This is a genomic window from Cupriavidus sp. Agwp_2 (genome assembly GCF_040784895.1).
Classification (GTDB): domain Bacteria; phylum Pseudomonadota; class Gammaproteobacteria; order Burkholderiales; family Burkholderiaceae; genus Cupriavidus.
This window is the reverse complement of the sequence record NZ_CP088084.1, coordinates 255,056-279,285: the sequence shown is the minus strand read 5'-3', so window position 1 is coordinate 279,285 and position 24,230 is coordinate 255,056. Positions and strand designations below refer to the sequence as shown.

Annotated in this window: 21 protein-coding genes; 14 read left to right on the top strand and 7 right to left on the bottom strand. The window is 66.9% G+C overall.

The window, feature by feature from the left end; genetic code table 11:
* Window positions 1-13 precede the first annotated feature (13 nt).
* Entirely contained in the window at window positions 14-3,415 is a 3,402-nt protein-coding gene (locus LPA45_RS19065; RefSeq protein WP_317922417.1) for an adenylate/guanylate cyclase domain-containing protein, read from the top strand.
* A 4-nt stretch (window positions 3,416-3,419) separates the two neighbouring features.
* The gene (locus LPA45_RS19060; RefSeq protein WP_116322937.1) at window positions 3,420-4,652 is read left to right on the top strand and encodes a polysaccharide pyruvyl transferase family protein; all 1,233 of its coding nucleotides are present in this window, start codon (window positions 3,420-3,422) and stop codon (window positions 4,650-4,652) included.
* Between the two features lie 71 nt (window positions 4,653-4,723).
* Here the strand turns inward: LPA45_RS19060 and LPA45_RS19055 are convergent, their stop codons facing one another.
* Window positions 4,724-5,434 (bottom strand): SDR family NAD(P)-dependent oxidoreductase, encoded by a 711-nt coding sequence (locus LPA45_RS19055; protein WP_116322938.1) that lies wholly within the window; start codon window positions 5,432-5,434, stop codon window positions 4,724-4,726.
* 298 nt (window positions 5,435-5,732) lie between these two features.
* Between LPA45_RS19055 and LPA45_RS19050 the strand changes: the two genes are divergently transcribed.
* Window positions 5,733-6,644: a LysR family transcriptional regulator gene (locus tag LPA45_RS19050; protein ID WP_116322939.1), complete on the top strand. Its 912-nt coding sequence runs from the start codon at window positions 5,733-5,735 to the stop codon at window positions 6,642-6,644.
* A gap of 9 nt (window positions 6,645-6,653) precedes the next feature.
* Here LPA45_RS19050 and LPA45_RS19045 read toward each other — a convergent pair whose 3' ends face one another.
* Complete coding sequence (locus tag LPA45_RS19045; protein ID WP_116322940.1) at window positions 6,654-7,118, bottom strand: RidA family protein; 465 nt, start codon at window positions 7,116-7,118, stop codon at window positions 6,654-6,656.
* Between the two features lie 313 nt (window positions 7,119-7,431).
* Here LPA45_RS19045 and LPA45_RS19040 point away from each other — a divergent pair, with 313 nt between their 5' ends.
* The 11 genes from LPA45_RS19040 (at window position 7,432) to LPA45_RS18990 (ending at window position 18,574) form a co-directional block, all read left to right on the top strand.
* The gene (locus tag LPA45_RS19040; protein WP_116322941.1) at window positions 7,432-8,172 is read left to right on the top strand and encodes an IclR family transcriptional regulator; all 741 of its coding nucleotides are present in this window, start codon (window positions 7,432-7,434) and stop codon (window positions 8,170-8,172) included.
* Window positions 8,173-8,201: 29 nt separating this feature from the next.
* On the top strand, window positions 8,202-8,951 hold the full coding sequence (locus tag LPA45_RS19035) for an SDR family NAD(P)-dependent oxidoreductase (RefSeq protein WP_116322942.1): 750 nt from the start codon (window positions 8,202-8,204) through the stop codon (window positions 8,949-8,951).
* Window positions 8,944-10,107, top strand: coding sequence for an acyl-CoA dehydrogenase family protein (locus LPA45_RS19030; RefSeq protein ID WP_116322943.1), 1,164 nt, complete (start codon window positions 8,944-8,946; stop codon window positions 10,105-10,107). The genes LPA45_RS19035 and LPA45_RS19030 overlap by 8 nt, the downstream gene beginning before the upstream one ends.
* A gap of 29 nt (window positions 10,108-10,136) precedes the next feature.
* The gene (locus LPA45_RS19025) at window positions 10,137-10,637 is read left to right on the top strand and encodes a MaoC/PaaZ C-terminal domain-containing protein (RefSeq protein ID WP_116322944.1); all 501 of its coding nucleotides are present in this window, start codon (window positions 10,137-10,139) and stop codon (window positions 10,635-10,637) included.
* Window positions 10,634-12,769 (top strand): acetate--CoA ligase family protein, encoded by a 2,136-nt coding sequence (locus LPA45_RS19020; RefSeq protein ID WP_116322945.1) that lies wholly within the window; start codon window positions 10,634-10,636, stop codon window positions 12,767-12,769. The genes LPA45_RS19025 and LPA45_RS19020 overlap by 4 nt, the downstream gene beginning before the upstream one ends.
* A complete protein-coding gene (locus LPA45_RS19015; RefSeq protein WP_317922412.1) occupies window positions 12,763-13,533 on the top strand; it encodes a citryl-CoA lyase in 771 nt (256 codons plus the stop codon). Before LPA45_RS19020 ends, LPA45_RS19015 begins: the two co-directional genes overlap by 7 nt.
* Window positions 13,534-13,652: 119 nt before the next feature.
* Window positions 13,653-14,393, top strand: a complete 741-nt coding sequence (locus LPA45_RS19010; protein WP_116322947.1) for an IclR family transcriptional regulator — start codon at window positions 13,653-13,655, stop codon at window positions 14,391-14,393.
* Between the two features lie 150 nt (window positions 14,394-14,543).
* The gene (locus LPA45_RS19005; RefSeq protein ID WP_116322948.1) at window positions 14,544-15,326 is read left to right on the top strand and encodes a crotonase/enoyl-CoA hydratase family protein; all 783 of its coding nucleotides are present in this window, start codon (window positions 14,544-14,546) and stop codon (window positions 15,324-15,326) included.
* 70 nt (window positions 15,327-15,396) lie between these two features.
* The gene (locus LPA45_RS19000; RefSeq protein WP_376790668.1) at window positions 15,397-16,368 is read left to right on the top strand and encodes a Bug family tripartite tricarboxylate transporter substrate binding protein; all 972 of its coding nucleotides are present in this window, start codon (window positions 15,397-15,399) and stop codon (window positions 16,366-16,368) included.
* 41 nt (window positions 16,369-16,409) lie between these two features.
* Window positions 16,410-17,555 (top strand): CaiB/BaiF CoA-transferase family protein, encoded by a 1,146-nt coding sequence (locus tag LPA45_RS18995; protein WP_116322949.1) that lies wholly within the window; start codon window positions 16,410-16,412, stop codon window positions 17,553-17,555.
* A gap of 95 nt (window positions 17,556-17,650) precedes the next feature.
* On the top strand, window positions 17,651-18,574 hold the full coding sequence (locus tag LPA45_RS18990; RefSeq protein WP_116322950.1) for a LysR family transcriptional regulator: 924 nt from the start codon (window positions 17,651-17,653) through the stop codon (window positions 18,572-18,574).
* A 609-nt stretch (window positions 18,575-19,183) separates the two neighbouring features.
* Here LPA45_RS18990 and LPA45_RS18985 read toward each other — a convergent pair.
* Genes LPA45_RS18985 through LPA45_RS18965 form a run of 5 tightly spaced genes read right to left on the bottom strand, consistent with a single transcriptional unit; the run spans window position 19,184 to window position 24,214 of the window.
* The gene (locus LPA45_RS18985; protein ID WP_116322952.1) at window positions 19,184-19,954 is read right to left on the bottom strand and encodes an SDR family NAD(P)-dependent oxidoreductase; all 771 of its coding nucleotides are present in this window, start codon (window positions 19,952-19,954) and stop codon (window positions 19,184-19,186) included.
* Between the two features lie 27 nt (window positions 19,955-19,981).
* On the bottom strand, window positions 19,982-21,085 hold the full coding sequence (locus LPA45_RS18980) for an acyl-CoA dehydrogenase family protein (protein ID WP_116322953.1): 1,104 nt from the start codon (window positions 21,083-21,085) through the stop codon (window positions 19,982-19,984).
* Entirely contained in the window at window positions 21,082-22,221 is a 1,140-nt protein-coding gene (locus LPA45_RS18975; RefSeq protein ID WP_116322954.1) for an acyl-CoA dehydrogenase family protein, read from the bottom strand. The genes LPA45_RS18980 and LPA45_RS18975 overlap by 4 nt, the downstream gene beginning before the upstream one ends.
* 24 nt (window positions 22,222-22,245) lie before the next feature.
* The gene (locus LPA45_RS18970) at window positions 22,246-23,016 is read right to left on the bottom strand and encodes an enoyl-CoA hydratase/isomerase family protein (protein ID WP_116322955.1); all 771 of its coding nucleotides are present in this window, start codon (window positions 23,014-23,016) and stop codon (window positions 22,246-22,248) included.
* 13 nt (window positions 23,017-23,029) lie between these two features.
* The gene (locus LPA45_RS18965; protein WP_116322956.1) at window positions 23,030-24,214 is read right to left on the bottom strand and encodes an acetyl-CoA C-acyltransferase; all 1,185 of its coding nucleotides are present in this window, start codon (window positions 24,212-24,214) and stop codon (window positions 23,030-23,032) included.
* Window positions 24,215-24,230 lie beyond the last annotated feature (16 nt).

Genomic DNA, 24,230 nt, shown 5'->3' with positions numbered 1-24,230 from the left:
CCGAGGAGGCCCCATGGCGCAATGCACAAAGTGCGGATGCGATAACACCGCGGGGGCCAATTTTTGCCAGCAGTGCGGCAGCGCCCTCACCCGCCAATGCCGCCGCTGCGGCCAGGCCCTGGCGCCGGCGGCGCGCTTCTGCAGTGCGTGCGGCGAACCCTGCGGCGATCTGGCATCCGCTGCGCCCACCGCCCCTGTCTCCTATACGCCACCCCACCTGGCCGAGCGCATCCGCAACGAGCAGGCGGCGCTGGAAGCCCGGGGCGAGGCCGCCGGCGAGCGCAAGACCATCACCGTGCTGTTCGCGGACATGGCCGGTTCGACCGCCCTGATCCATGACCTGGACCCGGAAGACGCCCACCGGCTGATCACGCCGGTGATCGACCTGATGATGGAGGCGGTGCACTACTACGAGGGCTACGTTGCCAAGTCATTGGGCGACGGCATCCTGGCGCTGTTCGGCGCTCCGATCGCCCACGAGGACCACCCCCAGCGTGCGCTGTACGCCGCGCTGCGGATGCAGAAGGCGATGCAGCGGCACAGCGACCGGCTCAGGCTGGAGCAAGGCATCTCGCTGCAGATCCGGGTCGGCATCCATACCGGCGAGGTGGTCGTGCGCTCGATCCGCAAGGACGATTTGCACACGGACTACGATCCGGTCGGCCACACCATCCACATTGCCTCGCGGATGGAAACCATGGCCGCGCTCTCGTCGATCTTCGTCAGCGAATCCACCCAGCGGCTCGCCGCAGGGTATTTCGCCTTCAAGCCGCTTGGGGTTGCGCAGGTCAAGGGCATTCCCATGCCGCTGGCCGTCTACGAGCTGACCGGCATCGGGCCGCTGCGCACGCGCTTGCAACTGGCGGCGCACCGGGGTCTCGCATGCTTCGTCGGGCGCGACATGGAACTGCAGACGCTGCACCATGCGCTGGAGCGGTCCGCGGGTGGACAGGGGCAGATCGTCGCGGTGGTCGGCGAGGCCGGGGTCGGCAAGTCGCGGCTCTTCCATGAATTCAAGGCGCGTTCGCCCGGCAGTTGCCTGAAACTGGAGACGTTCTCGGTGTCCCACGGAAAGGCCTTTGCCTACCTCCCGCTGATCGAACTGGTGAAGAACTATTTCCAGATCGAGGCCCAGGACGACGAACGGAAGTGCCGCGAGAAGGTGGCGGGCCGCGTGGTGATGCTCGACCGGGCACTGGAAGACGTGCTGCCCTACCTGCTGCATCTGCTAGGCATCAGCGAGCCCGGCTCGGCATTGCCGAACATGGATCCGCTGATCCGGCGCCAGCGCACGTTCGAGGCGATCACCAGCCTGCTGGCGCGCGAGAGCCGCAACCAGCCGCTGGTGCTGTTGTTCGAGGACCTGCAATGGCTGGACAGCGAGACCGAAGCCTTCCTGGATGTTCTGGTCGAGCGCCTTGCCGACGCGAGGATCCTGCTGCTGCTGAACTACCGGCCGGAGTACCAGCATGGCTGGGACCAGAAGGACAGCTACACGCCACTGCGGCTGGCGCCGCTGGGCCAGGCGGAGGCCGGGCAACTGCTTACCGCGCTGCTTGGCGACGATCCGACGCTGATGGCCCTCAAGCGCCTGATCCTGGCAAAGACCGAGGGCAATCCCTTCTTCATGGAAGAGGTGGTACAAACCCTTTGCGAGGAGAAGGCCCTGCTTGGCGAACCTGGCCACTACCGCATCGAGACGACGCCCACCGCGCTGCATATCCCGACGACGGTGCAAGGGGTCCTGGCCGCCCGCATCGACCGGCTGTCCCGTGCCGAGAAAGACTTGCTGCAAACACTGGCGGTGATCGGGAAAGAGTTTTCCCTCAGCCTGATCCAGCGGGTAGTCGCGCAGCCGGATGACCAGTTGCGCCCGCTCCTCGCGCAGCTGGAGGCGGGCGAGTTTATCTACGAGCGGCCGGCGTTCCCCGACACCGAATACACGTTCAAGCATGCGCTGACCCAGGAGGTGGCCGGCAACAGCCTGCTCACGGAGCAACGCACGGCGCTGCACCAGCGCACGGCGCAGGCGATCGAGGCGCTCTTCCAGAACCAGCTGAAGGACCACTACGGCGAGCTGGCCCGGCATTACAGCCTCAGCGGCAACGATCCGAAGGCGGTGGAATACCTGCAGTACACGGGACAGCAGGCTGTCCAGCGCTCCGCCTACCACGAGGCAATCAACCACCTGAGTGCCGCACTGGAATTGCTCGGGCGCCAGCCCGACACCCCGGAACGCGCGCACCAGGAGCTCGCGCTGCGGCTTGCCATCGGGCCGGCGCTGATCGCCGCGCGGGGCTTTGCCGCATCCGAGGTGGAGACGACCTACAGCCGCGCGCTGGCACTGTGCGGCCAGGGCGGCGACACGCCACAGCTGTTTCCAACGCTGGTCGGCTTGCGTACCTATTTCTCGCTGCGCGCGGAGCATGCGAAGGCCTACCGGCTCGGCAAGCAGCTGCTGCGGATGGGCGGGCAATCGAACGACCGGGAGTGGCTCGGAGAAGCGCATGTCGCGCTCGGGATGACCGCGTTCTACCTGGGAAGATTCGGCATCGCGCGTTCCCACCTGCGCGATGCCCTCGCGGTCTATGGCGCAGGGCCGCATCTCAGCCACCTGAATGTCCATGGCGTGGACCCCGAAGTGCGCGCCCTGTCGATGTCGGCGCTGGTGCTGTGGTGCCTTGGCTATCCTGACCAGGCCTGCCAGTGCGCGCAGGAGGGGCTTGCGCTGGCGCGGCAGCTTTCCCACCCCTTCAGCCTGGCGCATGCGCTGTGCCAGGCAGCAGAACTGCACCAGTTCCGCCGCGAGCCCCAGCTCACGCAGGAATATGCCGAGGCCGCCATCACGCTCTCGACCGAGCAGGGTTTCCCGCTCTGGCTCGCATGGACGACCATCCTTCGCGGCTGGGCGCTGGCCGAACAGGGGCAGCAACAGGCTGGCATCGCGCTGATGCACGAAGGCCTGGAGGCCTATCACGCCACCGGGGCGGTGTTGGGGAATCCGCATTTCCAGTGCCTGCTGGCCCACGCCTATGGACGCCAGGGACAATGGCAGGCTGGTCTGGATGCGCTTGCCGAAGCCAAGGACGCATTGGACAGGACCGGGGAGCAATACTGCGAAGCGGAATGGCACCGGCTCAAGGGCAAGCTGATACGGCAAGGTCCTGGTCCGGAATGCGATGCGGAAGCGGAAGCGTGTTTCCACAAGGCGATCGAGGTCGCCCGCCACCAGCATGCGAAGTCGCTGGAATTGCGGGCCGCGCTGGATCTGGCGCAGCTATGGCGGCAGCAAGGCAAGGAGGAACCCGCCACACAGTTGATGGCCACCGTCCGGGCGGGATTCACCGAGGGTTTCGACAGCGCGGACATGCAGGACATGCAGGGCATGCAGGACATCGTGCCTGCCTGCCGCTGATGCCATGGCAGTGTCCGGATCCAAGCCGCCGGCAGATGCCACCCCTGTTCTCACGATCCTGTTTGGTGCCTTCGACCGCCACAACTTCGGCGACCTGCTGCTGGCGCACGTGGTGCAACGCATGGCCGGGCTGGGCAGTCCCTGTTACGGAGGACTTGCCGACCGCGACCTCAGCGTGCAGGGCGGCCATCGGGTCGATGCCCTGCGGCGGCTTTCGGCCATTGTTGGCGACGCGCCCGTCGATGTCATCCACGTAGGCGGCGAAATCCTGACCTGCTCGCTGTGGGAAGCCGCCGTGATGCTGCTGCCGCCCGGGCAGGCCGAGGCCGTAGTGGCGCAGCTCGATAGCCGGCCGCAAGCGCGCACGGCGTGGGCACGGAACCAGTTGGGCCTGCCGGACCTGGTTCCCTACCTGTTGCCTGCCGGCCTGTTTGCCAACGTCAGGCGCGTGATCGTCCACGCCGCCGGCGGCATTGACCTTGGCTCGGTCGATGCTGGCATGCGGGCGGAAGTTGCAGCCAAGCTCGGTGCCGCTACCAGCGTTGGGATCCGCGACCATCAGACCCAGGCGCTGCTCGCTGAAAGCGGCATTGACTGCCGCCTGGAGCCCGATCCGGCGGTGCTGGTGGCCGAGTTGTTCGGCGACGGCATCCGCCGGCGCGCCGGCCGCGGCGAGTGCGCCCGCATCGTTTCGGCCTTCGCTGACGGATACCTCGCGGTGCAGTGCAGCGCCGATTTTGGCGACGACGAAACCCTTTCAGAGCTGGCGGCCCAGCTCGATCGCGTCGCCCGGGACAGGCGCCTGGGCGTCGTGCTGTTCCGCGCCGGCGCCGCGCCGTGGCATGACGACCTGGCTTGCTACCAGCGCCTAGCGGCCCGGCTGCGCGGCACGCCCGTCGCGCTGTTTGGCTCGCTTGACCTCTGGGATATCTGCGCCCTGATCGCGCACAGCCAGGGTTTTGTCGGCAGCAGCCTGCACGGCGGCATTGTTGCAGGCGCCTTTGCCTTGCCAAGGCTGGGCCTGCTGCGGCCCGCGCAACCGCCCGCGGCCAGCAAGCAGGTTGCCTTCGCCGCGGCCTGGGGCACTGCCGGCGCGCCGGCCGCGGTGCCCGTGCAGGAGGTTGCGTCCGGCATGGACCAGGCGATGGCGGCCCCGCCCGCACGGCGCAGAGCGCTGGCCCGGGAATGGACCACGGCATGCAGGGCCGCATTCAAGCTGGTTCAGCAGAGCGAATAGCACCGGGCCAACGCAAGACGGCGCGACAGGCATCTACCCCGTCGCGCCGTCGACGCCTTGCGGCGGAAGGCTTAATGGCCGGCGCTCTGGCCGCCGTCGACGTGCAGGATCTCGCCGGTCACGAACGGCGCGCGGTCGAGGTACAGCACGGCATCGACGATATCGCGCATTTCTCCCATATGCCCCATCGGATGCAGCGCGCCCAGCGCCTCATGCGTTTGCGCCGGATGCATCGGCGACTTGATGATGCCGGGCGACACAGCGTTGGCGCGGATGCCGGTCTTCGCATACTCGATCGCCAGCGACTTGGTCGCCGCGTTCAGCCCGCCCTTGGTCAGCGAAGCCAGTACCGACGGCACGCCGCTGATCGCATGGTCGACCAGGCTGGTCGTGATGCTGACCACATGGCCGCTGCGCTGCTTCTCCATTTCGGCGATGGCCAGTTGCGTGATATGGAAGAAGCCGTTCAGGTTGATGCCCGTGACGGTGGCATAGTCCTCGTCGGTATAGCTGGTGAACGGCTTGGCGACGAAGATCCCCGCATTGTTGACCAGCGTATCGACGCGACCGAACTTCGACACGGCTTCCGCGATGACGCGGCGCGCGGTGGACGGATCGGCGATATCGCCGGCCACCGCCAGGATATCCTGGTCGTCCGACGGCTTGATGCTGCGCGCCGTGGCGACGACCCGATGTCCGCGCTCGCGGAATGCCTTGACCAGTTCTGCGCCGATGCCCTGCGATGCGCCGGTGATGACGACAACCTTCTGTGCTGCACTCATTTTCTAACCTCGATGTCTGTTGACTCGGCCTTCCGGCCGATCGGGCCGACGGCTCCGATGGGCTCAAATTTAGGAGAACCGTCCTGGCATTCGAAGACCTCCACGGAACAAACAGTTATGCACGCGCGGAACAAATGGCGCCGAGACCACGGTTGCCAGAGCGATGTTTAAAGCTGCATGACGTGGGGTCCCGGCCACATTTCCGTCCCTGAGGCTCCCGCCATCGACTTCTGGCATTGGCCCACATATGATGGCGGCACCGCTTCCAGCCACACCTTGCAGCGCCCGATCCCACGCCATGAAAAGGCAATTCGATGACCTCCAGCTCGGCAGCATCGAGCTGTTCTGCCTGGCCGCCGAGCTGGGCAGCTTTACCGCCGCCGCGGCCGCGGCCGGCGTGACACCGCCCGCCGTCAGCCGCACCGTGCAGCGGCTGGAAGAACGGCTGGGGGTACGCCTGTTCGTGCGCACCACGCGGCAGATCCGCCTGACGGATGAAGGACGGCTGTATTTCGAGCAAAGCCGCGGCGCGCTGGCGCAGCTGCTGGATGCGGAGCGGCAGGTCAGCGGCCAGCGCGCGGCACCCGCGGGCCGGCTGCGGATCAGCTTGCCGACGCCTTACGCGCACTATCGCGTGCTGCCGATCCTGCCGGCGTTCCGGGCGCAGTACCCGGAAGTCGAGGTCGACGTGCACATCAGCAACCGCAACGTCGACTTCGCCGATGACACCTATGACCTGTCGGTGCGCGGCCGCGCGCCGGACGATTCGAACCTGATCGCGCGCAAGCTGGAAGATGCCGAGCTGGTGGTGGTGGCAACGCCCGCGTACCTGCAGCGCGCGGGCACGCCCAGGTCACTGGAAGACCTGCTCAGGCATGAGTGCATCCAGTTCGAACGCCCCAGCAGCGGCCGGCGCATTCCCTGGACCTTCCGCGTCAATGGCGAAGACGTCGATATCGCCACCACCGGCGGCTATGCGGCGACCGAAGACATCCTCGGCGGAGCCACGCTGGTGCGCGCCGGCGCGGGCCTGTTCCAGACCTATCGCTTCGTCGTGGAACAGGATCTGCGCGACGGCACGCTGGTAGAAGTGCTGCAGGAATATGCCGGCAGTACGCGGCCGTTCGTGCTGCTTTACCCGTCGGCACGGCATGTCACGCGCCGCGTGCGGGTCTTTGTCGACTTCCTGGTCGAGAAATTTTCCGCGTAGAACCCGGACTCAGGCAGGCCTGACCTGCGCAATGACCACGAGGATCACGGCCGCATTGGCGGGCTGCTGGAAGTGCGACGAAATGGTCCGCGCATGGCCGGCCTTGTCCCCCAGCACATCACGGAACAGGTCGGAAGCGCCGTCGAGGACCGCCGGCTGGTCGAACCAGCCCGGCGCACCGGCAATATGGCCGTCGACGCGGACAATGTGGTCCAGCCGCTCGAAGCCGCCCAGATAGGCGTCGATCTGCGCCAGCACATTGAGCGCCGCCAGTTCGGCGGCGCGCTTGCCCTGCTCCACTGTCAGGTCCTTGCCGAGCTGGCCTTGCCAGACCACCTTGCCATCCTGCAATGGCAACTGCCCGGAGATAAACAGCAGGTCTGCGGCCTGGCTGACGGCGGTATAGCTCCCCAGCGGCTGCGGGGGCTGCGGCAGCGCCAGGCCGCGCGCTGCGAGTCGTTCATGTACGGACATTCTTGCTCCAATCGGATCAGGTGTGCTCGCAACGGGCGGGTGCGCCGTGCGCGTTGGCCGAGCCGGCGGGACGGCACAGTTTGACCGCCGCCGCCGGCCTGTCGTGGCCACTTTAGGTGCGCCAAGCGCGTGAATACAGGCACCGGCAGGAACAGGAAAAGAAACGGCGGGGAACAAATCCCTCGCTTAAGCGCGCTTAATACAACCCGTCGTACTTATCTCCACCCCCTCGAAATATCGCTTGCACGGCCCTCCGACGGCACGTACATTATTTCCATATATCGTAATTTATTACGACATCTCGGAGATAAAAGTGCCTGTCAATATACCCGCCGCGAGCCGCGCCATGGCCGTGTTCGAGGTCTTCGCCCGCGAACAGCGCGACCTGTCCAACTCCGAGATCGCGAAACTGCTGGCAGTCGCCGACAGCAGCTGCTCCGACCTGCTGCATACCCTGCAATCGCTTGGCTACCTGATGCGCACCACGCGCACGCGGCGGTTCTATCCCACTGGCCGCCTGCTCGAGACTGCGCGGCAGATCGCCGAAAACGACCCGCTGAGCCGGATTGCGCGGGAAGCCGTGCGCCGCCTCGCCGAGGCCACCAACGAAAGCGCCTTCTTCGGCTTGCTGGAGCCACAGGCCGTGCGCGTCGCCGCGGTGGCGCAGAGCCGCCAGCCACTGCGCTACATCCTCGACGTCGGCGAGCGCGTCGCGCTGCATGCCTCTGCCCTGGGCAAGGCCATGCTGGGCCTGCTGCCGGAGGACGAGGCCCGGTCGCGGCTGGACACCATCAAGCGGACGGCGGTCACACCGAACACGGTGGTGGCGCTGGACCAGCTGATGACGCAGCTTGCCCGGTGCCGAGAACAAGGCTGGTACGAAGCCATCGATGAAGGCACGGCCGGTGTAACGGCGCTTGCGGTCTCGGCGCGCCTGGGCGAGCGGCCGGTAGCCATCTCCGTGGCCGGCCCAACGGAGCGCATCGAACGGCAACGCGACTTCTATCTTGCGGCCCTGCGCGAAGTGCGCGACGCACTGTTGGCCGACCACTGAACCTGCGCAATTCCAACGAAGGAGGAGAAATGGATCTTGGACTGAATGGCCGCGTGGCGGTCGTCACCGGCTCGGCCCGCGGCATCGGCGCGGAAACCGCCCGCATGCTGGCACAAGAAGGCATGGCCGTGGTCATCACCGACCTGGACCTCGACGCCGCGCGCGAAACCGCCAGCGGCATCGGGCGCGACGGCGGCAAGGCAATCGCCGTGCAGTGCGATGTGCGCATGGAAGACCAGGTGCGAAACATGGTCGGCGCCGGCAAGGAAGCGTTCGGCAGCATCGACGTGCTGGTCAACAACGCCGGCCTGGTCAAGGACCGCACCATCCTCAAGATGGACGAGTCCGACTGGGACCTGGTGCTGGACGTGACGCTCAAGGGCGCCTTCCACACCTGCCGCGCCGCGCTGCCCTTCATGCACGAGAAAGGCTGGGGCCGGATCATCAATATCAGCTCGCGCGCGCTGTTCGGCAACCCCGGCCAGGCCAACTACTCCACCGCCAAGGCCGGCATCGTCGGCTTTACCCGCGCGCTGTCGCTGGAGCAGGCGCGCAAGGGCGTGACGGTCAATGCCATCGCGCCCGGCTATATCGAGACCGAGTACATCAAGAGCCTGCCCAACTACGACACCATCCTGGCCAACGTGATGGCCAGGAACGCCGTGACGTTCCCCGGCGAAACCAGCGATATCGCCGGCGCCGTGGCCTTCATGGCGTCCGAACATGCCCGCTACATCACGGGCACCACCCTGTTCGTCACCGGAGGCCGCTATGGTTGATCCCAATGTCGACGTCGATGGCCTGGATGCCAGCCAGCAACTGCTGCGCGACAACATTCGTCGCTACCTGAAGGAAAACATCGCCCCGCGCATCGACCAGGCCGAGCAGGACAAGCAGTTCCCGCACGAGCTGCTGACAGGCCTCGCCGACTTTGGCTACTTCGGCGGCCACCTGCCTGAAGCCGACGGCGGGCTGGGCCTGGACTACCTGACCTGGGCGGTGATGATGGAAGAGGCAGGCTATTGCTGGTTGTCGCTGCGCATCCTGCTCAACGGGCTGAATATCGTCTCGGGCATCATCAATGCCTATGGCACCGAGCAGCAGAAGGATCGCTTCATGCGTCCGCTGCTGCGCAACGAGCGCAAGACCTTCGTGTCGATCTCCGAGCCGGACGTGGGCTCCAACGTGGCCGAGATCAAGACCCGCGCCGACAAGCGCGGCGACCGCTACGTGCTCAACGGCAGCAAGCTGTGGATCACCAACGGCATGTTCGCCGACTTCGGCATCGTGGTGGCGCGCACCTTCAGCGAGACCTGCAACGGCGAGCTGTCGCTGTTCCTGGTGGAGCGCGACGTGACCCCGTACAGCGCCACGCCGGTGGAAACCATGTTCACCCGCAGCACCGGCACCGCGGCCTTCACCTTCGAGAACGCCGAGGTCCCGGCCGCCAACCTGCTGGGCAAGGAAGGCCAGGGCCTGCGCCAGATCCTGATCGGACTGAACTTCGGCCGCCTGAACGTTGCCATGGGGGCGGTGGGCGCGGCGCAATGCGCGCTGGACCTGTCGGTGGACTACGCGCTGCAGCGCAAGCAGTTCGGCCGCCCCATCGGTTCGTTCCAGCTGGTGCAGAAGCACATCGTCGACATGACCATGCGCACGCAGGCCGCACGCGCACTGGGTTACCGCGCGGCACGGTCGATGCAGAACGGCACGTCGCGCACGGAATGCTCGATCGCCAAGCTGTACGCCACCGAAGCCGCGTTCGAGGTGTCCAACCTCGCGCTGCAGGTGCACGGCGGCATGGGCTACGCCACCGGCTACCCGATCGAGCGCATCTTCCGCGACACGCGCGGCGGGATGATCCCCGAGGGCACCACCGAGATCCAGACGCTCATCATCGGCCGGGAAATCCTGGGCATCAGCGCACTGACCTGATGCTCACAGACAATACGGAGACACTAGACATGACCCAACCCGCCATCCTCGAACAAATCGCCAACACCACGCTCTACTGGGAAGACCTGGTGCCGGGCATGACGTACAGCACCTCGTCGCGCACCATCACTGAAGCCGACGTGGCCGCGTTCGCGGCACTGACCGGCGACTTCAACAAGGTGCACGTCGATGCCGAGTACGCCAAGGGCACGATCTTCGGCCAGCGCATTGCCCACGGCATGCTGGTGGCCGCCTTCATGGCCGGCCTGACTTCGCGCTCGATCCCCAACCAGTTCTTCGAAGGCTCGCTGTTCAGCGTGCTGGAGAACCGGCTCAAGTTCCCCAAGCCCACGTTTATCGGCGACACCATCCGCGTGGAAATCGAAGTGGTTGAGCAGAAGGCCACCAGCCGACCGGACCGCGGCATCATTGCCTTCCTGCGCAAGGGCATCAACCAGCGCGGCGAAGTGGTGGCCGAGATGGCAGCCACCTGCCTGTTCAAGCGCCGCCCGCAGGGAGAGGCGCAATGAGCAGCCATCCGACCTGGTTCAGCGACCTGTCGCGGCTGGTGAACCCGCGCTCCATCGTGCTGGTCGGCGCCTCCGAGAAGCCGGACAGCATCGGTGGCCGTACGCTGGAAAACCTGACCACCTTCTCCGAGTTCAAGGGCGACCTCTACCTGGTCAATCCCGGCCGCGCGGAGATCCACGGCAGGCCGTGCGTGGCCTCGGTCAATGACCTGAAGGAAGCGCCGGACCTCGCCATCCTGGCCGTGCGCGCCGACATGGTCCTCCAGACGCTGCGCGACTGTGGCAATCGCGGCATCAGGTTCGCCATCGTCTTCACCTCCGGTTTCGGCGAAACCGGCGAGGACGGCCGCGCGGTGGAAGCCGGGATGCGCGAGATCGTGGCCAGCACCGGCATGCGCATCTACGGCCCGAACTGCCCGGGCCTGAACAACATGAATGCTCGGCTGGGCCTGACCTTCTCGCCGGCCTGGCGCATCGACCGCCGCGCCGGCCCGATCGGCGTGGCCACGCAGGGCGGCGGCCTGGGCCGCTCGTTCATCCAGGCGATGGACCGCGGCGTGGGCGTGGGGCTGTGGTGCTCCGGCGGCAATGAAGTAGACCTGGAGGTCAGCGACTATATCCACTACATGGCCGACGCGCCGGACATCGAGGTGATCGTGACCACGCTGGAAGGCGTGCGCAACGGCCCGCGCTTCATGGCCGCCGCACTGCATGCGGCGCGGCGCGGCAAGCCCATCGTCGCCATCAAGGTCGGCAAGTCGGAATATGGCGCCAAGGCGGCGCAGTCGCACACCGCGGCGATCGCCGGCTCGGCGGAGATCAACAGCGCGGTGTTCAGCCAGCTCGGCATCATCGAGGTGGATGACATCGACGAGCTGATCGACGTAGCCTCGCTGCTGGCGCGGCGCAAGCCCACCGGCAAGGAGCAGCTGGCTGTCTACAGCTTCTCCGGCGGCACCGCGGCGCTGGCCTCCGATATGGTCGGCCTGGCGGGACTGAAGCTGTCCGAATTCGCGCCCGCGACGATCGAGGCGCTGCGTAACGCCCTGCCCGGCTTTGCGGCATTCAGCAATCCGGTGGACGTGACCGCCGAGGTGCTGGTCAATACCGAAGTCAGCTATGCCACCCTGAAGGCCACCGCCGCCGACCCCAACACCGACCTGGTGCTGGTGCCGATCCCGGTGGAATACGGCAAGACCACGGCCATGCTGGCCGACAGCATGGTGCGCGTGCAGTCGGAAGAGACCGGCACGCCGATCGTGCCGGTCTGGATGAGCGACCGCACCGGCGAAGGCCATCGCAAGATGATCGACGGCGGACTGATGCCGATGCGTGCTGTGGGCAACGCCGTGCTTGCCATCCAGCGTTTCATCGAGTACGGGCGCTGGAAATCCGGCTTCGAACGCGAATGGCAGCCACTGGCCAACGTGGCAGGCACCGAGGCCACTGCCAACCTGTCTGAAGCAAGGACCAAGGCGCTGCTTGAGAAAGCCGGCATTCCGACACCGCGAGGCGTGGTGGCGCGCTCACCCGCCGACGCCGCGCTGGCCTTCCGCAATGCCGGCAATGGCAAGGCGGTGATGAAGATCGTCAGCGCCGCGATCACTCACAAGACCGACATCGGCGGCGTGCGGCTGGGCATCGCCTCCGGCGGCGACGCCATGGCAGCGTACGAGGAAATCCATGCCAACGGCGCCAAAGCCTGCGATCCGTCGCGGATCGAGGGCGTGCTGGTGGAACCGATGCTGCCCGCGCCGTTTGTCGAAGCGGTGGTCGGCATCCATCGCGATCCGGTGTTCGGCCACGTCTGCACCTTCGGCCTCGGCGGCGTCAGCATCGAGCTGTTCAAGGATGTCAGCCGGCGCCTGCTGCCGCTGACCCCGGCAGCCGCGCGCGAAATGGTCACGGAAACGCGCTGCTACGAGTTGCTCAAGGGCTATCGCGGCCAGCCGGCCTTCGACATCGATGCGCTGGCCGACATGCTGGTGAAGCTCTCGGATCTTGTCGCCAGGCACGCGGACAGCATCGAAGAACTGGAAATCAACCCGCTCGCGGTACGTCCGCAAGGCGAGGGAGTGATCGCGCTCGACGCGGTTCTCTCGTATCAAGGCACGGAGCCTTCGGCATGGTAAAGACTGACATCGGCTACACCACCACCGACACCATCATGGTGCGTGGCCTGAACCTCTCGACCGAGATCATCGGCAAGTTCGACTTTGTCGACATGATCTTCTTCACCACGCTGTCGCGCCTGCCGGCCCCGCGCGAGAAAGTCATGGTCAATGCGCTGCTGGTGACCACGGCCGACCATGGCATCACGCCCAGCTCGCTGTCGGCGCGCCTCACCTACATCGGCGCGCCGGAAGCGTTGCAGGGCGCCGTGGCCACCGGGCTGCTGGGCGCGGGCAGCGTATTCCTCGGGCCCATGCAGAACGCGGCGGAAATGCTCAACGAAGGCGCCGCCGATCTGGCCGACGGCGCCACGGACGAACAAATCCTGGATGTAGTCCGCGCGCTGATCCGCCGCTACAAGGAGCGCCGCCAGCAGATCTTCGGCGTGGGCCACCCCATCCACGTCGACGGCGACCCGCGCGTGCCGGCGCTGCGCGTGCTGTCGCGCGAGCACGGCTACTACGGCCTGCACTGGCGGCTGATGGACGCCATCGTCGAGGTGCTGGTGAAGGAGCAGCACCGCAAGCTGCCGATGAACGTGGTGGGCGCCATCGGCGCGATCGTCGCGGCGATGGGGCTGGACCCGCTGATTGCGCGCGGCCTGGCGCTGGTAGGCCGCTCGGCCGGCCTGCTGGCCCATGTGCTGGAAGAGAAACAGCAACCAATGGCGCGCGAGGCATGGCAGCTGGTCCTGAAGGACGACCCGCGCAACGTGCTGCCCTGACAGGCGCGACCCAGGCGGCGGGATATCGCGTGGGCGTGGCGTGATGGCGGGGCCGGCTTCCGGCAGACTACGAAATTTCGTATAGTACTGTCGTTGACCGAATCCCCAACTGCCAACCCATGCCTACCCTGATCCCCGCTGCCGGCCGCGCCATGGCCGTCTTCGAAGTCTTCGCCCGCGAGCGGCGCGAGCTGTCCAACTCCGACATGGCGCGCCTGCTGTCGCTGCCGGAGAGCAGCACCTCCGACCTGCTGCACACGCTCCAGTCGCTCGGCTACCTGGTGCGCACCACCCGCAGCCGGCGCTTCTATCCCACCGGGCGCCTGTTCGAGGTCGCGCGCCAGATCGCGGAGAACGACCCGCTCAGCACCGTCGCGCAGGAAGCCGTGGAACAGGTCGGCGAGAAGACCAACGAAAGCGTCTTTTTCGGCGTACTGGATACCGCCGCGGTCAAGGTCGTTGCCGCCCAGTCCAGCCGCCAGCCGCTGCGCTACATCATTGAAGTCGGCTCGCGCGCCGCGCTGCACGCCTCGGCGCTGGGCAAGGGCCTGCTGAGCCTGCTGCCGCCCGAGGAGGCGCGCGCTGCGCTGGGCCGTAGCCAGCTGCGCCAGATCACGGAGCACACCATTGTCGACGTCGACACGCTGATGGCGCAGATTGCCCGCGGCCACAAGCGCGGCTGGCACGAGGCGCGCGAAGAAGGCAGCGAGGGCGTCTATGGCCTGGCGGTGACCGGCCTGCTCGGCGGACAACCCGCGGGCATCTCCCTCGCTGGCCCGGCGGATCGCATGAAGAGGAACCATGACGCCTACCTCGCCGCATTGATTGAAGTCCGCGATGCACTGATGGAGAAGGCATAGCCGCGCGCCGGGTGCCAGGCGCGATACAAGCGATGTATTACGCGACATACCGAAAGTATTTTTCACAGCGCCGCTCTGTCCTTAGCATCGATTGGAAATCGCCGTGCACGTTTCCGCGCCGGTCCTTCCACCCTTTAAATCGACCTGGACATGAGCAGCTTCCTGGATATCCGGCGCGATGGCGCTGTCGCCATCGTCACCATGAACCGCCCCGAGACACGCAATGCGATCTCGGACGACGACGCCATCGAAGCCCTGGTGCAGATGTGCGAGACCATCAACCGGGACCTGACGGTGCGCGCCGTCATCCTGACCGGCGCCGGGTCGGCCTTCTCTTCCGGCGGCAACCTGAAGACGCTGCGCGACAAGCTCGGCAGCGGCCTGGCCCACCCCGTGCTGAGCCGCTATGGCTATCGCGACGGCATCCAGCGCGTGCCGCTGGCCATGTGCAACCTTGAAGTGCCGGTCATCGCCGCGGTCAACGGCCCCGCGCTGGGCGCCGGCAATGACCTTGCCTGCACCTGCGACATCCGCATCGCCTCCGAACATGCAAAGTTCGCCGCCACCTTCGTCAAGCTCGGGCTGATCCCGGGCGACGGCGGCGCATGGCTGCTGCCCCAGGCGGTGGGCATGTCGCGCGCCTGCGAACTGGCCTATACCGGCGACACCATCGATGCGCGCCAGGCGCTGGCATGGGGCCTGGTGTCGCAGGTGGTCGCCGCCGATGCGCTGCTGCCCACCGCCATGGAACTGGCCCGGCGTATCGCGCGCAACTCCGGCCATGCGCTGCGCATGACCAAGCGCCTGCTGCGCGAGTCGGTCCATGCGCGGCTGGACACCATCATGGAGATGTCAGCGGGCTTCCAGGCGCTGGCACACAACACGCCCGAACACGACGCCGCGCTGGACGCCTTCCTCGAGCGCCGCGTCTGAGGGCGTGATGGCGGTACGCCGCCCGCGCCGAAGTGCGCGGGCGGACAAAAAAATACAGCAAGGAGACAACATGGCATTCCACCATTTCATGCATGGCCTGGTCGCGGCATCGCTGGCGCTGAGCGCGATGCCGGCCACGGCGCAGTCCGACTTCCCGAACCGGCCGGTCAAGGTCATCGTCTCGCTGCCGCCGGGCAGCGGCGCCGACACCACGGCACGCTTCATCGCCCAGCACCTGGGCGAAAAATTCAAGCAGCCTTTCGTGGTGGAAAACCGCCCCGGCGCCAACAGCTTCATCGGCGCGCGCGCGGTGGCCGAGGCAGCCCCGGACGGCTACACCCTCTTCGTCGGCAGCAATTCGTCGATGGTGACCAACGTGGCGGTGTTCCGCAACATGCCCTATGACCCGGTCAAGGATTTCGTGCCGGTGGAACGGATCGCACGCTTTGCCATGGTGGTGGTAGTGCCGGCCAGTTCGCCCTACAAGACCCTCGACAACCTCGTGGAGGCCGCCCGCAAGGCGCCCGGCAAGCTCAACTATGCCAGCGGCAGCGCAGGCTACCAGGTGGCTGTGGAACTCTTCCATGAACGCTTCCGCATCAAGGGCAACCCGATCGCCTATAAGGGCACGGCGCCGGCGATGACGGACGTGGCCGCAGGCAACGTCGACTACTCGATCGGCGAGATCAGTTCAGTGCTGCCCCTGATCCGCGCGGGCCGCCTGCGAGCACTGGCCGTCACCGACACACAGCGACTGAAGGAACTGCCGCAGGTACCCACCGTTGCCGAAAGCGGCGCGCCCGGCTTCGAGGTGTTTGCCTGGACCGGCGTGTTCGCACCGGCCAGGGTTCCGGAGAAAATCGTCAAGTCCCTGTCGGACGCGGTGCGCGAGACCATGCAGCAGCGCGACAGCGTGAAATTCATCGAGAACCTGGGCGGCAGCGTGTTCTCCGGCGGTCCGCAGCAGCTCAGGCAGTTCCAGCTGGCAGAGATCCAGCGCACGCGCGACATCGTCAAGACTGCCGGCATTCCCGTGGAATAACGCCCCGCAAACCAGATCCAACCGACCGCAAGAGGAGAACGATGGGCCCCCTCGCAGGCATGAAGATCATTGAACTGGCCGGCATCGGCCCCGGCCCCATGGCGGGCATGGTGCTCGCCGACATGGGCGCCGAGGTACTGCGTATCGAGCGCCCCGGCGAAGCCGACCTGGGCGTCAGGCGCGAACGTCGTTTCGACCTGATGCTGCGCAACCGCAAGTCGATCGCGCTAGACCTGAAAGATCCCCGGGCCGTGGCCATCGTGCTGGACCTCGTGGAACAGGCCGACGCGCTGATCGAAGGCTTCCGGCCGGGTGTCACCGAGCGCATGGGCCTGGGGCCGCAGGACTGCATGGCGCGCAACCCGCGCCTGGTCTACGGCCGGGTCACCGGATGGGGCCAGACCGGCCCGCTGGCCCACACCGCCGGCCACGATATCAACTACATCTCGCTGACCGGCGCGCTGAACGCCATCGGCGCACGCGGCCAGGCACCCGCCATTCCGCCGGCCTACCTGGGCGACTTTGCCGGTGGCGCCATGTTCCTGGTCACGGGCGTGCTGGCGGCGCTGATCGAAGCCGGAAAGTCCGGACAGGGACAGGTGGTGGATGCCGCCATTGTCGACGGCGCCGCGGCACTCGGCACTGTCTTTTACGGCATGACGGCGGCCGGCCAGTGGCGGCAGGAACGCGGCACCAATGTGCTCGACTCCGGCGCCCACTACTACAACGTCTACCAGTGCCAGGACGGCCGCTGGATCTCGGTGGGACCGATCGAGGCGCGCTTCTACCGCGACCTGCTGGCGCGGATCGGCATCGATCCCGCCGGCCTGGGCGAGCAGCTGGACGCGGACACCTGGGAACCCGCGCGCGACCGGCTGGCGGAGGTCTTCCGCAGCCGTACCCGGGACGAATGGTGCCGGTTGCTCGAAGGCACCGACGCCTGCTTCGCCCCCGTGCTGGACTTCGAGGAGGCGCCGCAACACGCCCACCTGAAGGCGCGCGAGACCTTCGTCGAGGTGGACGGCATTCCCCAGCCCGGCCCCGCGCCGCGTTTCAGCCGTACCCGGAGCGCCCCGCCCGTGCCGCCGAGCGCGCCCGACGCAAGCCGCTATGGCGAGGTGCTGGCCGGCTGGCTTCCGCCCGAGACTATCGAACAGGTACGCACGCTGGGCGCCACCGGCCGCTGAATCGCGCACGGGGCAATGCCCGATTGCGCATTGCCCCCGCTTGCCGCATAGTCGGTCGCGCGGCACTGGTGCCGCGCCCGACCCGCCTTATCCGCATGGACCTCCGTCAGATCAAGCAGGCGCTGGTGCTGAGCGAAACGCTCAACTTCCACCGCGCCGCCGAGCGGCTGCACATGGCGCAGCCGCCCCTGTCCACCGCCATCCGCAAGCTGGAAGAAGAACTGGGCGTGACCTTGTTCGAGCGGCTGCCATCCGGCCTGCGCCTGACGCCCGTGGGCGAAACCGTGCTGCGCCAGATGCGCAACACCCTGTTCTTCGCCGACGAAATCCGCCGTGCCGCCAGTGAAGGCGAGCGTGGCGAGCAAGGCAAGCTGCGCGTGGGATTCGTCGGCTCGGCGGTGTATTCGCTGATGCCGCGGCTGATCCGCACGTTCCGCCTGCAGTATCCGCGTGTCGACCTGGTGATCGAGGAATCGACCACGGTAGAGCTGCTGCGGCGATTGGACGAACACTCGCTGGATGTAGCCCTGGTGCGCTATCCGATCCTGGAACGGTCCGGCGCCAGCGTCCTGCTGCTGCAGCCCGATCCGATGGTGCTGGCCGTCAGCGTCGATTCGCCGCTGGCTGCGCGTGATGTGGTGGATATCTCGGAGCTGGGCACCACACCGTTCATCTTGTATTCGCGGACCTTCGTGCCCGCCATGCATGCGATGACGATGATGGCCTTCCATGAGGCCGGCATCCAGCCTCCCATCGCCCAGGAAGCGGTGCAGGTGCCATCCATCCTGGCATTGGTGGAAAGCGGGCTGGGCGTGGCGCTGGTGCCGGCCACGGCCTCCCGGCAGGCCGGCGATGGCGTGAAGCTGGTGCGCCTGACCGGGATGCCGCCCAGGATGGAGTTGGGCATCGCGCTAGTGACGCTTCCGGAAACGGTCAACGCGACCACGCGCAATTTCGTTGCCATTGCGCGGGAGATCATGCCGGCGGCGCCGGGGACAACGGAGCCGGAAGCAGACTGATCTGGCGACCCTGCCAGCGGGCCTTGTCCGGCGCGGTTTACAGGGAATCCCGTGAATCTGGTCAGTGCGTGGCCCGGCAGCGGGCACGACACCAGGTCACCCTTGCGCGCGGCCTGGCGTCCCATGACCACCATCGTTTCCGAACCAGTAAGAATGACGCCACCGGGAGTTGTGGCATCGCCTACATAAGCAATCGAGGACATGGGTTTTCGCTTTTGCTGAGGCTAGTTCGTTTCTGAGCAGGGCCGTTTCAAAGCCGGAGCATCTTCCGAAGCGGCGTCAAGAAAGCAGCGCAAGCGGCTGCCTCCGAGTCGAAAGACTGCTCCTCTGTATGTTGTCCATGCCCGCTGTAGTACACGCACCAGCGCCCGTAACTTTCCAAAAGACATAACGCCTCATCCTTCTCACATCCAAGGCAATAGCTGTCTCGTGGCGCGCCAGCGGCACGAAGCTGCCCGCCTCGTGCAGGTACAGCGACGCCCCCTGCCACTGGTTGGCCTCGTCCAGCGTATGGATGCGCTGCGCCACTGGCAGGGAATACTCCAGGCGAAGGATCGCGAGAGACAACCCTGGCAGTATTGGTTTTGTCAGCAGTCCGCTGCCCTTACCTCAGCTCGCCAGGTGATACCCCCCATTCACCCCGATATGCTGCCCCAGGATGTACGACGCCGCGTCCGACAGCAGGAAGCAGATCGGCTGCGCCACCTCCTGAGGCTGCGCCCAGCGTCCCATCGGGATCATCGACAGGATGCCGTCGCGGAAGCGGTCGCCGCGGATGGTCTCCGTCATCGGCGTTTCCACCACGCCCAGGCAGATCGAGTTGGTACGCACGCCGTACTTGCCCCACTCGCGCGCGGCGCTCATCGTCATCCCAAGCATGCCGGCCTTGGCGCTGGAATAGTTGATCTGCCCGATCGAGCCGCGGCGGCCTGCCTCGGACGAGATATTGACGATGGAACCGCTGACCTGTTCGCCCTTCTTCGCGCGCTCCACCAGGTGCGCGCCGACTGCCTGCAGCCACAGGAAGGAGCCCGTCAGGTGGCAGTCGATGACCTCGTTCCACGTTGGCAGCGTCATGTTCTCGATCATCGACGCGCGCACGATGCCGGCGCAGTTGACCAGACCGTCCACCTTGCCGAAGTGCGACAACGCGTGCTCCATCGACGACGCGACGAAGTCAGCGTCGGACACGCTGCCGGTATAGGCAACCGTCTGTCCCGGATAGCGCGCGGTGATTTCCTGCAGCGCTTCGCCCTGCATGTCGACCAGCCCGACCCTGGCGCCCAGTTGCAGCGCGAGTTCCGCCGTGGCCTTGCCGACGCCCTGCGCGGCGCCGGTGACGATGATGACTTTGCCTTTCAGGGACATAAGATCCGACATAGTGTTCTCCTCGGTGTTTTCAACGGTTCAGTGGTACTGGCGGCCTTCCAGGCAGCCCATGTGGTATTGCGTGTCGCCGTGCAGCTGGTCCAGCACGAGCACGCGGCGCAGGTAGTGCCCGACGGCATATTCTTCGGTCATGCCGATGCCGCCGTGCATCTGGATCGCCTCTTGCGTGACCTGCCGTGCGGCACGGCCGATGTAGGCCTTGGCGGCATGCACCTGGTCCGCGCCGGCGGCCAGGTCATTGCGGCCCGCTAACGCCACGGCCAGCGAGAGCGACAGGCTGCGGCTCTGCTCCAGCGCCACCAGCATGTCCACCGCGCGGTGCTGCAAGGCCTGGTTGGATCCGATCAGCTTGCCGAACTGCTTGCGCGTCTTGAGGTAATCCACCGTCAGGTCACAGGCGCCCTGCATGGCCCCGACCATTTCGGCGCAGGCGGCGTTGATGCCGGCGTCGAGCACGCGCCGCAGCGCGGCCCCGTCCGCCTCGCCATCCAGCAGTTCGGCCTGGACGCCGTCGAGCCTCACATCGGCGGCCGGCGTGCCGTCGATCAGCCGGTAGCCTTCGCGCTGCACGCCGACGCTGTTTCCGTCCACCAGGAACAGCGCTGCCCCGCCTGCCGGCACCTGCGCGCTGACGACCAGGTAGTTGCTGCCCGCGCCGTGCACGACGCAGGGCTTGCTGCCGAACAGCGCCCAGCCGCCGACCCCGGACGCGGCCTGCACGGACACGCGTCCCGGCATGGCTTCGCCATGCGCCCATGCGAGCGTCACGTCGCCCTGGGCGATGCGCGGCAGCAGCCGGGCCTTTTGCGCGGACGAGCCCGCAGCCGCCAGCGCGGCGCCGGCCATCACCGCCGTGCCGTGGTAGGGCTCCAGCGACAGGACACGGCCCAGCTCGCGGGAAATCAGCATCTGGTCGACGGCATCGCCGCCGAAGCCGCCGAATTCCTCGGCGATTGCCGCCCCTGGCACGCCAAGCCCGGCCAGCGCGCCCCATACCTGCGAGCTGTGTCCGTCGTCGTGCACCACGTACTGCTGGCGCTTCTCAAAGTTGTACTCGCGGCCCAGCAGCCGCGACAGGCTGTCCAGCAGTTGCTGCTGGACGTCGTTCAGTTGCAGGTTCATCGCAGGTCCAGGACAGTGACCGAAAGAATGTTCTTTTGCACCTCGGTGCTGCCGCCGAAGATCGAGACGGCTCGGGAGTACAGGTAAGACCTGGTGAGCGTGCCGGTATCCGCGCGCAGTGCATCGGTGCCGCTCATGCCGCAGATCACGTCCGTGATGGCCTGGAAGATCTCGCTGCCGCGCGCCTTGAGCATCGGCGAAAGATTCATGTCGGCATCGCCGCCATGCATGCGGAATTGCGTGACCTCCAGCGCATGCAGGTCGGTCTCGATCATGGCAATGCGGCCGCGCCAGGGGGCCAGCATCTCGGCCGGCCGGCCTTCGGCCTGGTGCCGCGCAAGCAGGTCCCTGGCATAGGCCACGCGCTCCTTGCTGCGGCCGATGCCGGCAATGTAGGCGCGCTCGTGGCCGAGCAGGAACTTGGCGTAGTCCCAGCCCTTGTTCTCCTCGCCCACCAGGTTAGCCGCCGGCACCAGCACGTTGTCGAAGAAGACTTCGTTCAGGCTGTGCCGTCCGTCAATGCTGATGATGGGCCGCACCGTAATCCCCGGCGACTTCAGGTCGACCAGGATGAAGGAGATGCCTGCTTGCGGCTTGGCCGCGCCCGGGTCGGTACGCACAAGGCAGAAAATCCAGTCCGAGTAATGCGCCTGGCTGGTCCAGATCTTCTGGCCGTTGACCAGGTAGCCGTCCGCCGTGCGCTCGGCTCGGGTCTTAAGCGAGGCCAGGTCCGATCCGGAGCCCGGTTCCGAGAAGCCCTGGCAGACCTGGATGTCGGCGTTCAGCAGCTTCGGCAGGAAGTATTCGCGCTGCGCGTCGCTGCCGAAGTGGACCAGCACCGGGCCCAGCATGGTGATATTGAAGATATGCGGCGGCGGCGCGGGCGCGCAGGCGCACTCGTCGGCGAAGATCTGCTGCTCGGCGGCATCCCAGCCGGCACCGCCGAAGGCCTTGGGCCAGGCCGGCGCGCCCCAGCCGCGCGCGTTCAGCCGGCGCTGCCAGAGTTCAGTGTCGGCCTTGGAGGCAAAGCCGCCGGCGCGCAGCCGCTGGCGCATATCGTCGGGCAGGTTGGTGGCGATAAAGTCGCGGATTTCCTGCCGGAACGCCTTGTGTTGCCCGGAATAGAGCAGGTCCATGGTTGTCCTTCCGTTGGTTGGGGCTCAGCACCCCTTGAATACAGGCGCGCGCTTCTCCGCGAAGGCACGCAGCCCCTCTTGCATGTCGTATGAGCGCTGGTGGTCGCGGAACGCCAGCAACTCATCGCGCAATGCGTCGCTCACGGTCTTGTCCGTGGCCTGCGCCGCCACCCGCTTCATGCGCGACAGCACCAGCGGGCTGCGGGCGGCCAGCTCTTCGGCAAGTGCCTGGGCGTGGCCGGCCAGTTCACCGTCGGGCACCACTTCATTGACGAGGCCATGGCGCTCCATCTGCGCCGCCGTGAAGGTGCGGCCGGTGAAGAGCAGGTAGCGGGCCACGTTGACCGGCACCTTGCGCGGCAGCACGGCCGCGCCGCCGGCGCCGGGAAACACGCCGAAATTGGCATGCGCGTCACCGAGGCGCGCCGATTCGGCAGCCACCACCAGGTCGCAGGCCAGCACCAGCTCCAGTCCGCCAGCCACGGCCAGTCCGTTGACGGCGGCGAGCACCGGCTTGGGGAAGGCGCGCAGCGTGGCGAAGAACGCCGTGGCCACGTCGATGAAATCCGGCTCGCCGGCGGCAACGGGCGCAGAGACTTCCTTCAGGTCGGCGCCGGCACAGAAGGCGCGGCCATTGGCGGCCAGCACGACCACGCGCACGGCGGGATCGTCGGCCCAGCGCCGCAGTTGCGTGTCGAGTCCCAGCATCAGCTCGCGGCTCAGGCTGTTCATGGCAGCGGGCCGATCCAGCGTCAGCCAGCCGACGGCGCCACGAAGTTCATGCAGATGGCTCATCGTCAGGCTCCGTTCAGCACAGCTCGATCGCCACGGCCGTGGCCTCGCCGCCGCCCAGGCACAGGCTGGCCATGCCGCGGCGCAGGCCGCGCTGCCTGAGCGCGTGGATCAGCGTCACCAGCATCCGCGCGCCGGTGGCGCCGACCGGATGGCCCAGCGCGCAGGCGCCGCCGTTGACGTTGAGCCGGTCACGGGAAATGCCCAGTTCCTGCAGCGTCACCAGGGTGACCACGGCAAAGGCTTCATTGACCTCGTAGAGATCCACGTCCTGCGCCGTCCAGCAGGCTTTGTCGAGCACACGGCGGATCGCGGCAGCCGGAGCATCCACGAACTGCTGCGGGGCCTGGGCATGCGTGGCATGGCCGACGATGCGGGCGAGCGGCGCCACACCCTGGCGCTGCGCATCGCTTTCACGCATCAGCACCAGCGCGGCGGCGCCGTCGGAGATCGACGACGCATTGCCGGCGGTGACGGTGCCGTCTTGCCGGAACACGGCCCTGAGCTTTGGCAGCTTGTCGGCATCGCACTGGCCCGGCGTTTCGTCGCGGGTGAACAGCGTCTCGGCACCCTTGCGCTTGAGCGTGACGGGCGCGATCTCGTCATCGAACGTTCCCTCCTGCACCGCACGCTGCGAACGCTGCAGGCTCTCACGGGCATAGGCGTCCTGCGCCTCCCGGCCGATGCCGCGCTCCTGCGCGGAGAGGTCGGCGTAGTAGCCCATCAGGTGGCCCTCATACGCGTCTTCCAGGCCATCGCAGTACATATGGTCGAGGAACTGGCCGTGGCCGAGGCGGTAGCCATGGCGGCCGCGCGGCACAATGAAGGGCGCGTTGGTCATGGATTCCATGCCGCCCGCCACCGCCACCGAGCAGGTGCCGGCGCGCAGCAGGTCGTGCGCCAGCATCACGGCCTTCATGCCGGAGCCGCACATCTTGCTTAGCGTGGTGGCCGGTGTGGAAACCGGCAGGCCAGCGCCCAGCACAGCCTGCCGCGCCGGTGCCTGGCCCAGGCCGGCGAACAGGCAGCAGCCCATCAGGGCTTCGTCGACCGAGGCCGGGTCAACGCCCGCCCCGGCTACGGCGGCGCGGATGGCCACCGCGCCCAGTTGCGGCGCCGTGTGCTGCGCCAGCGCGCCATTGAAGGCGCCGATCGGCGTGCGCCTGGCGCCGACGATCACGATCGAATCAGTGTTCTGCATGTCAGGTTCCAGCCAG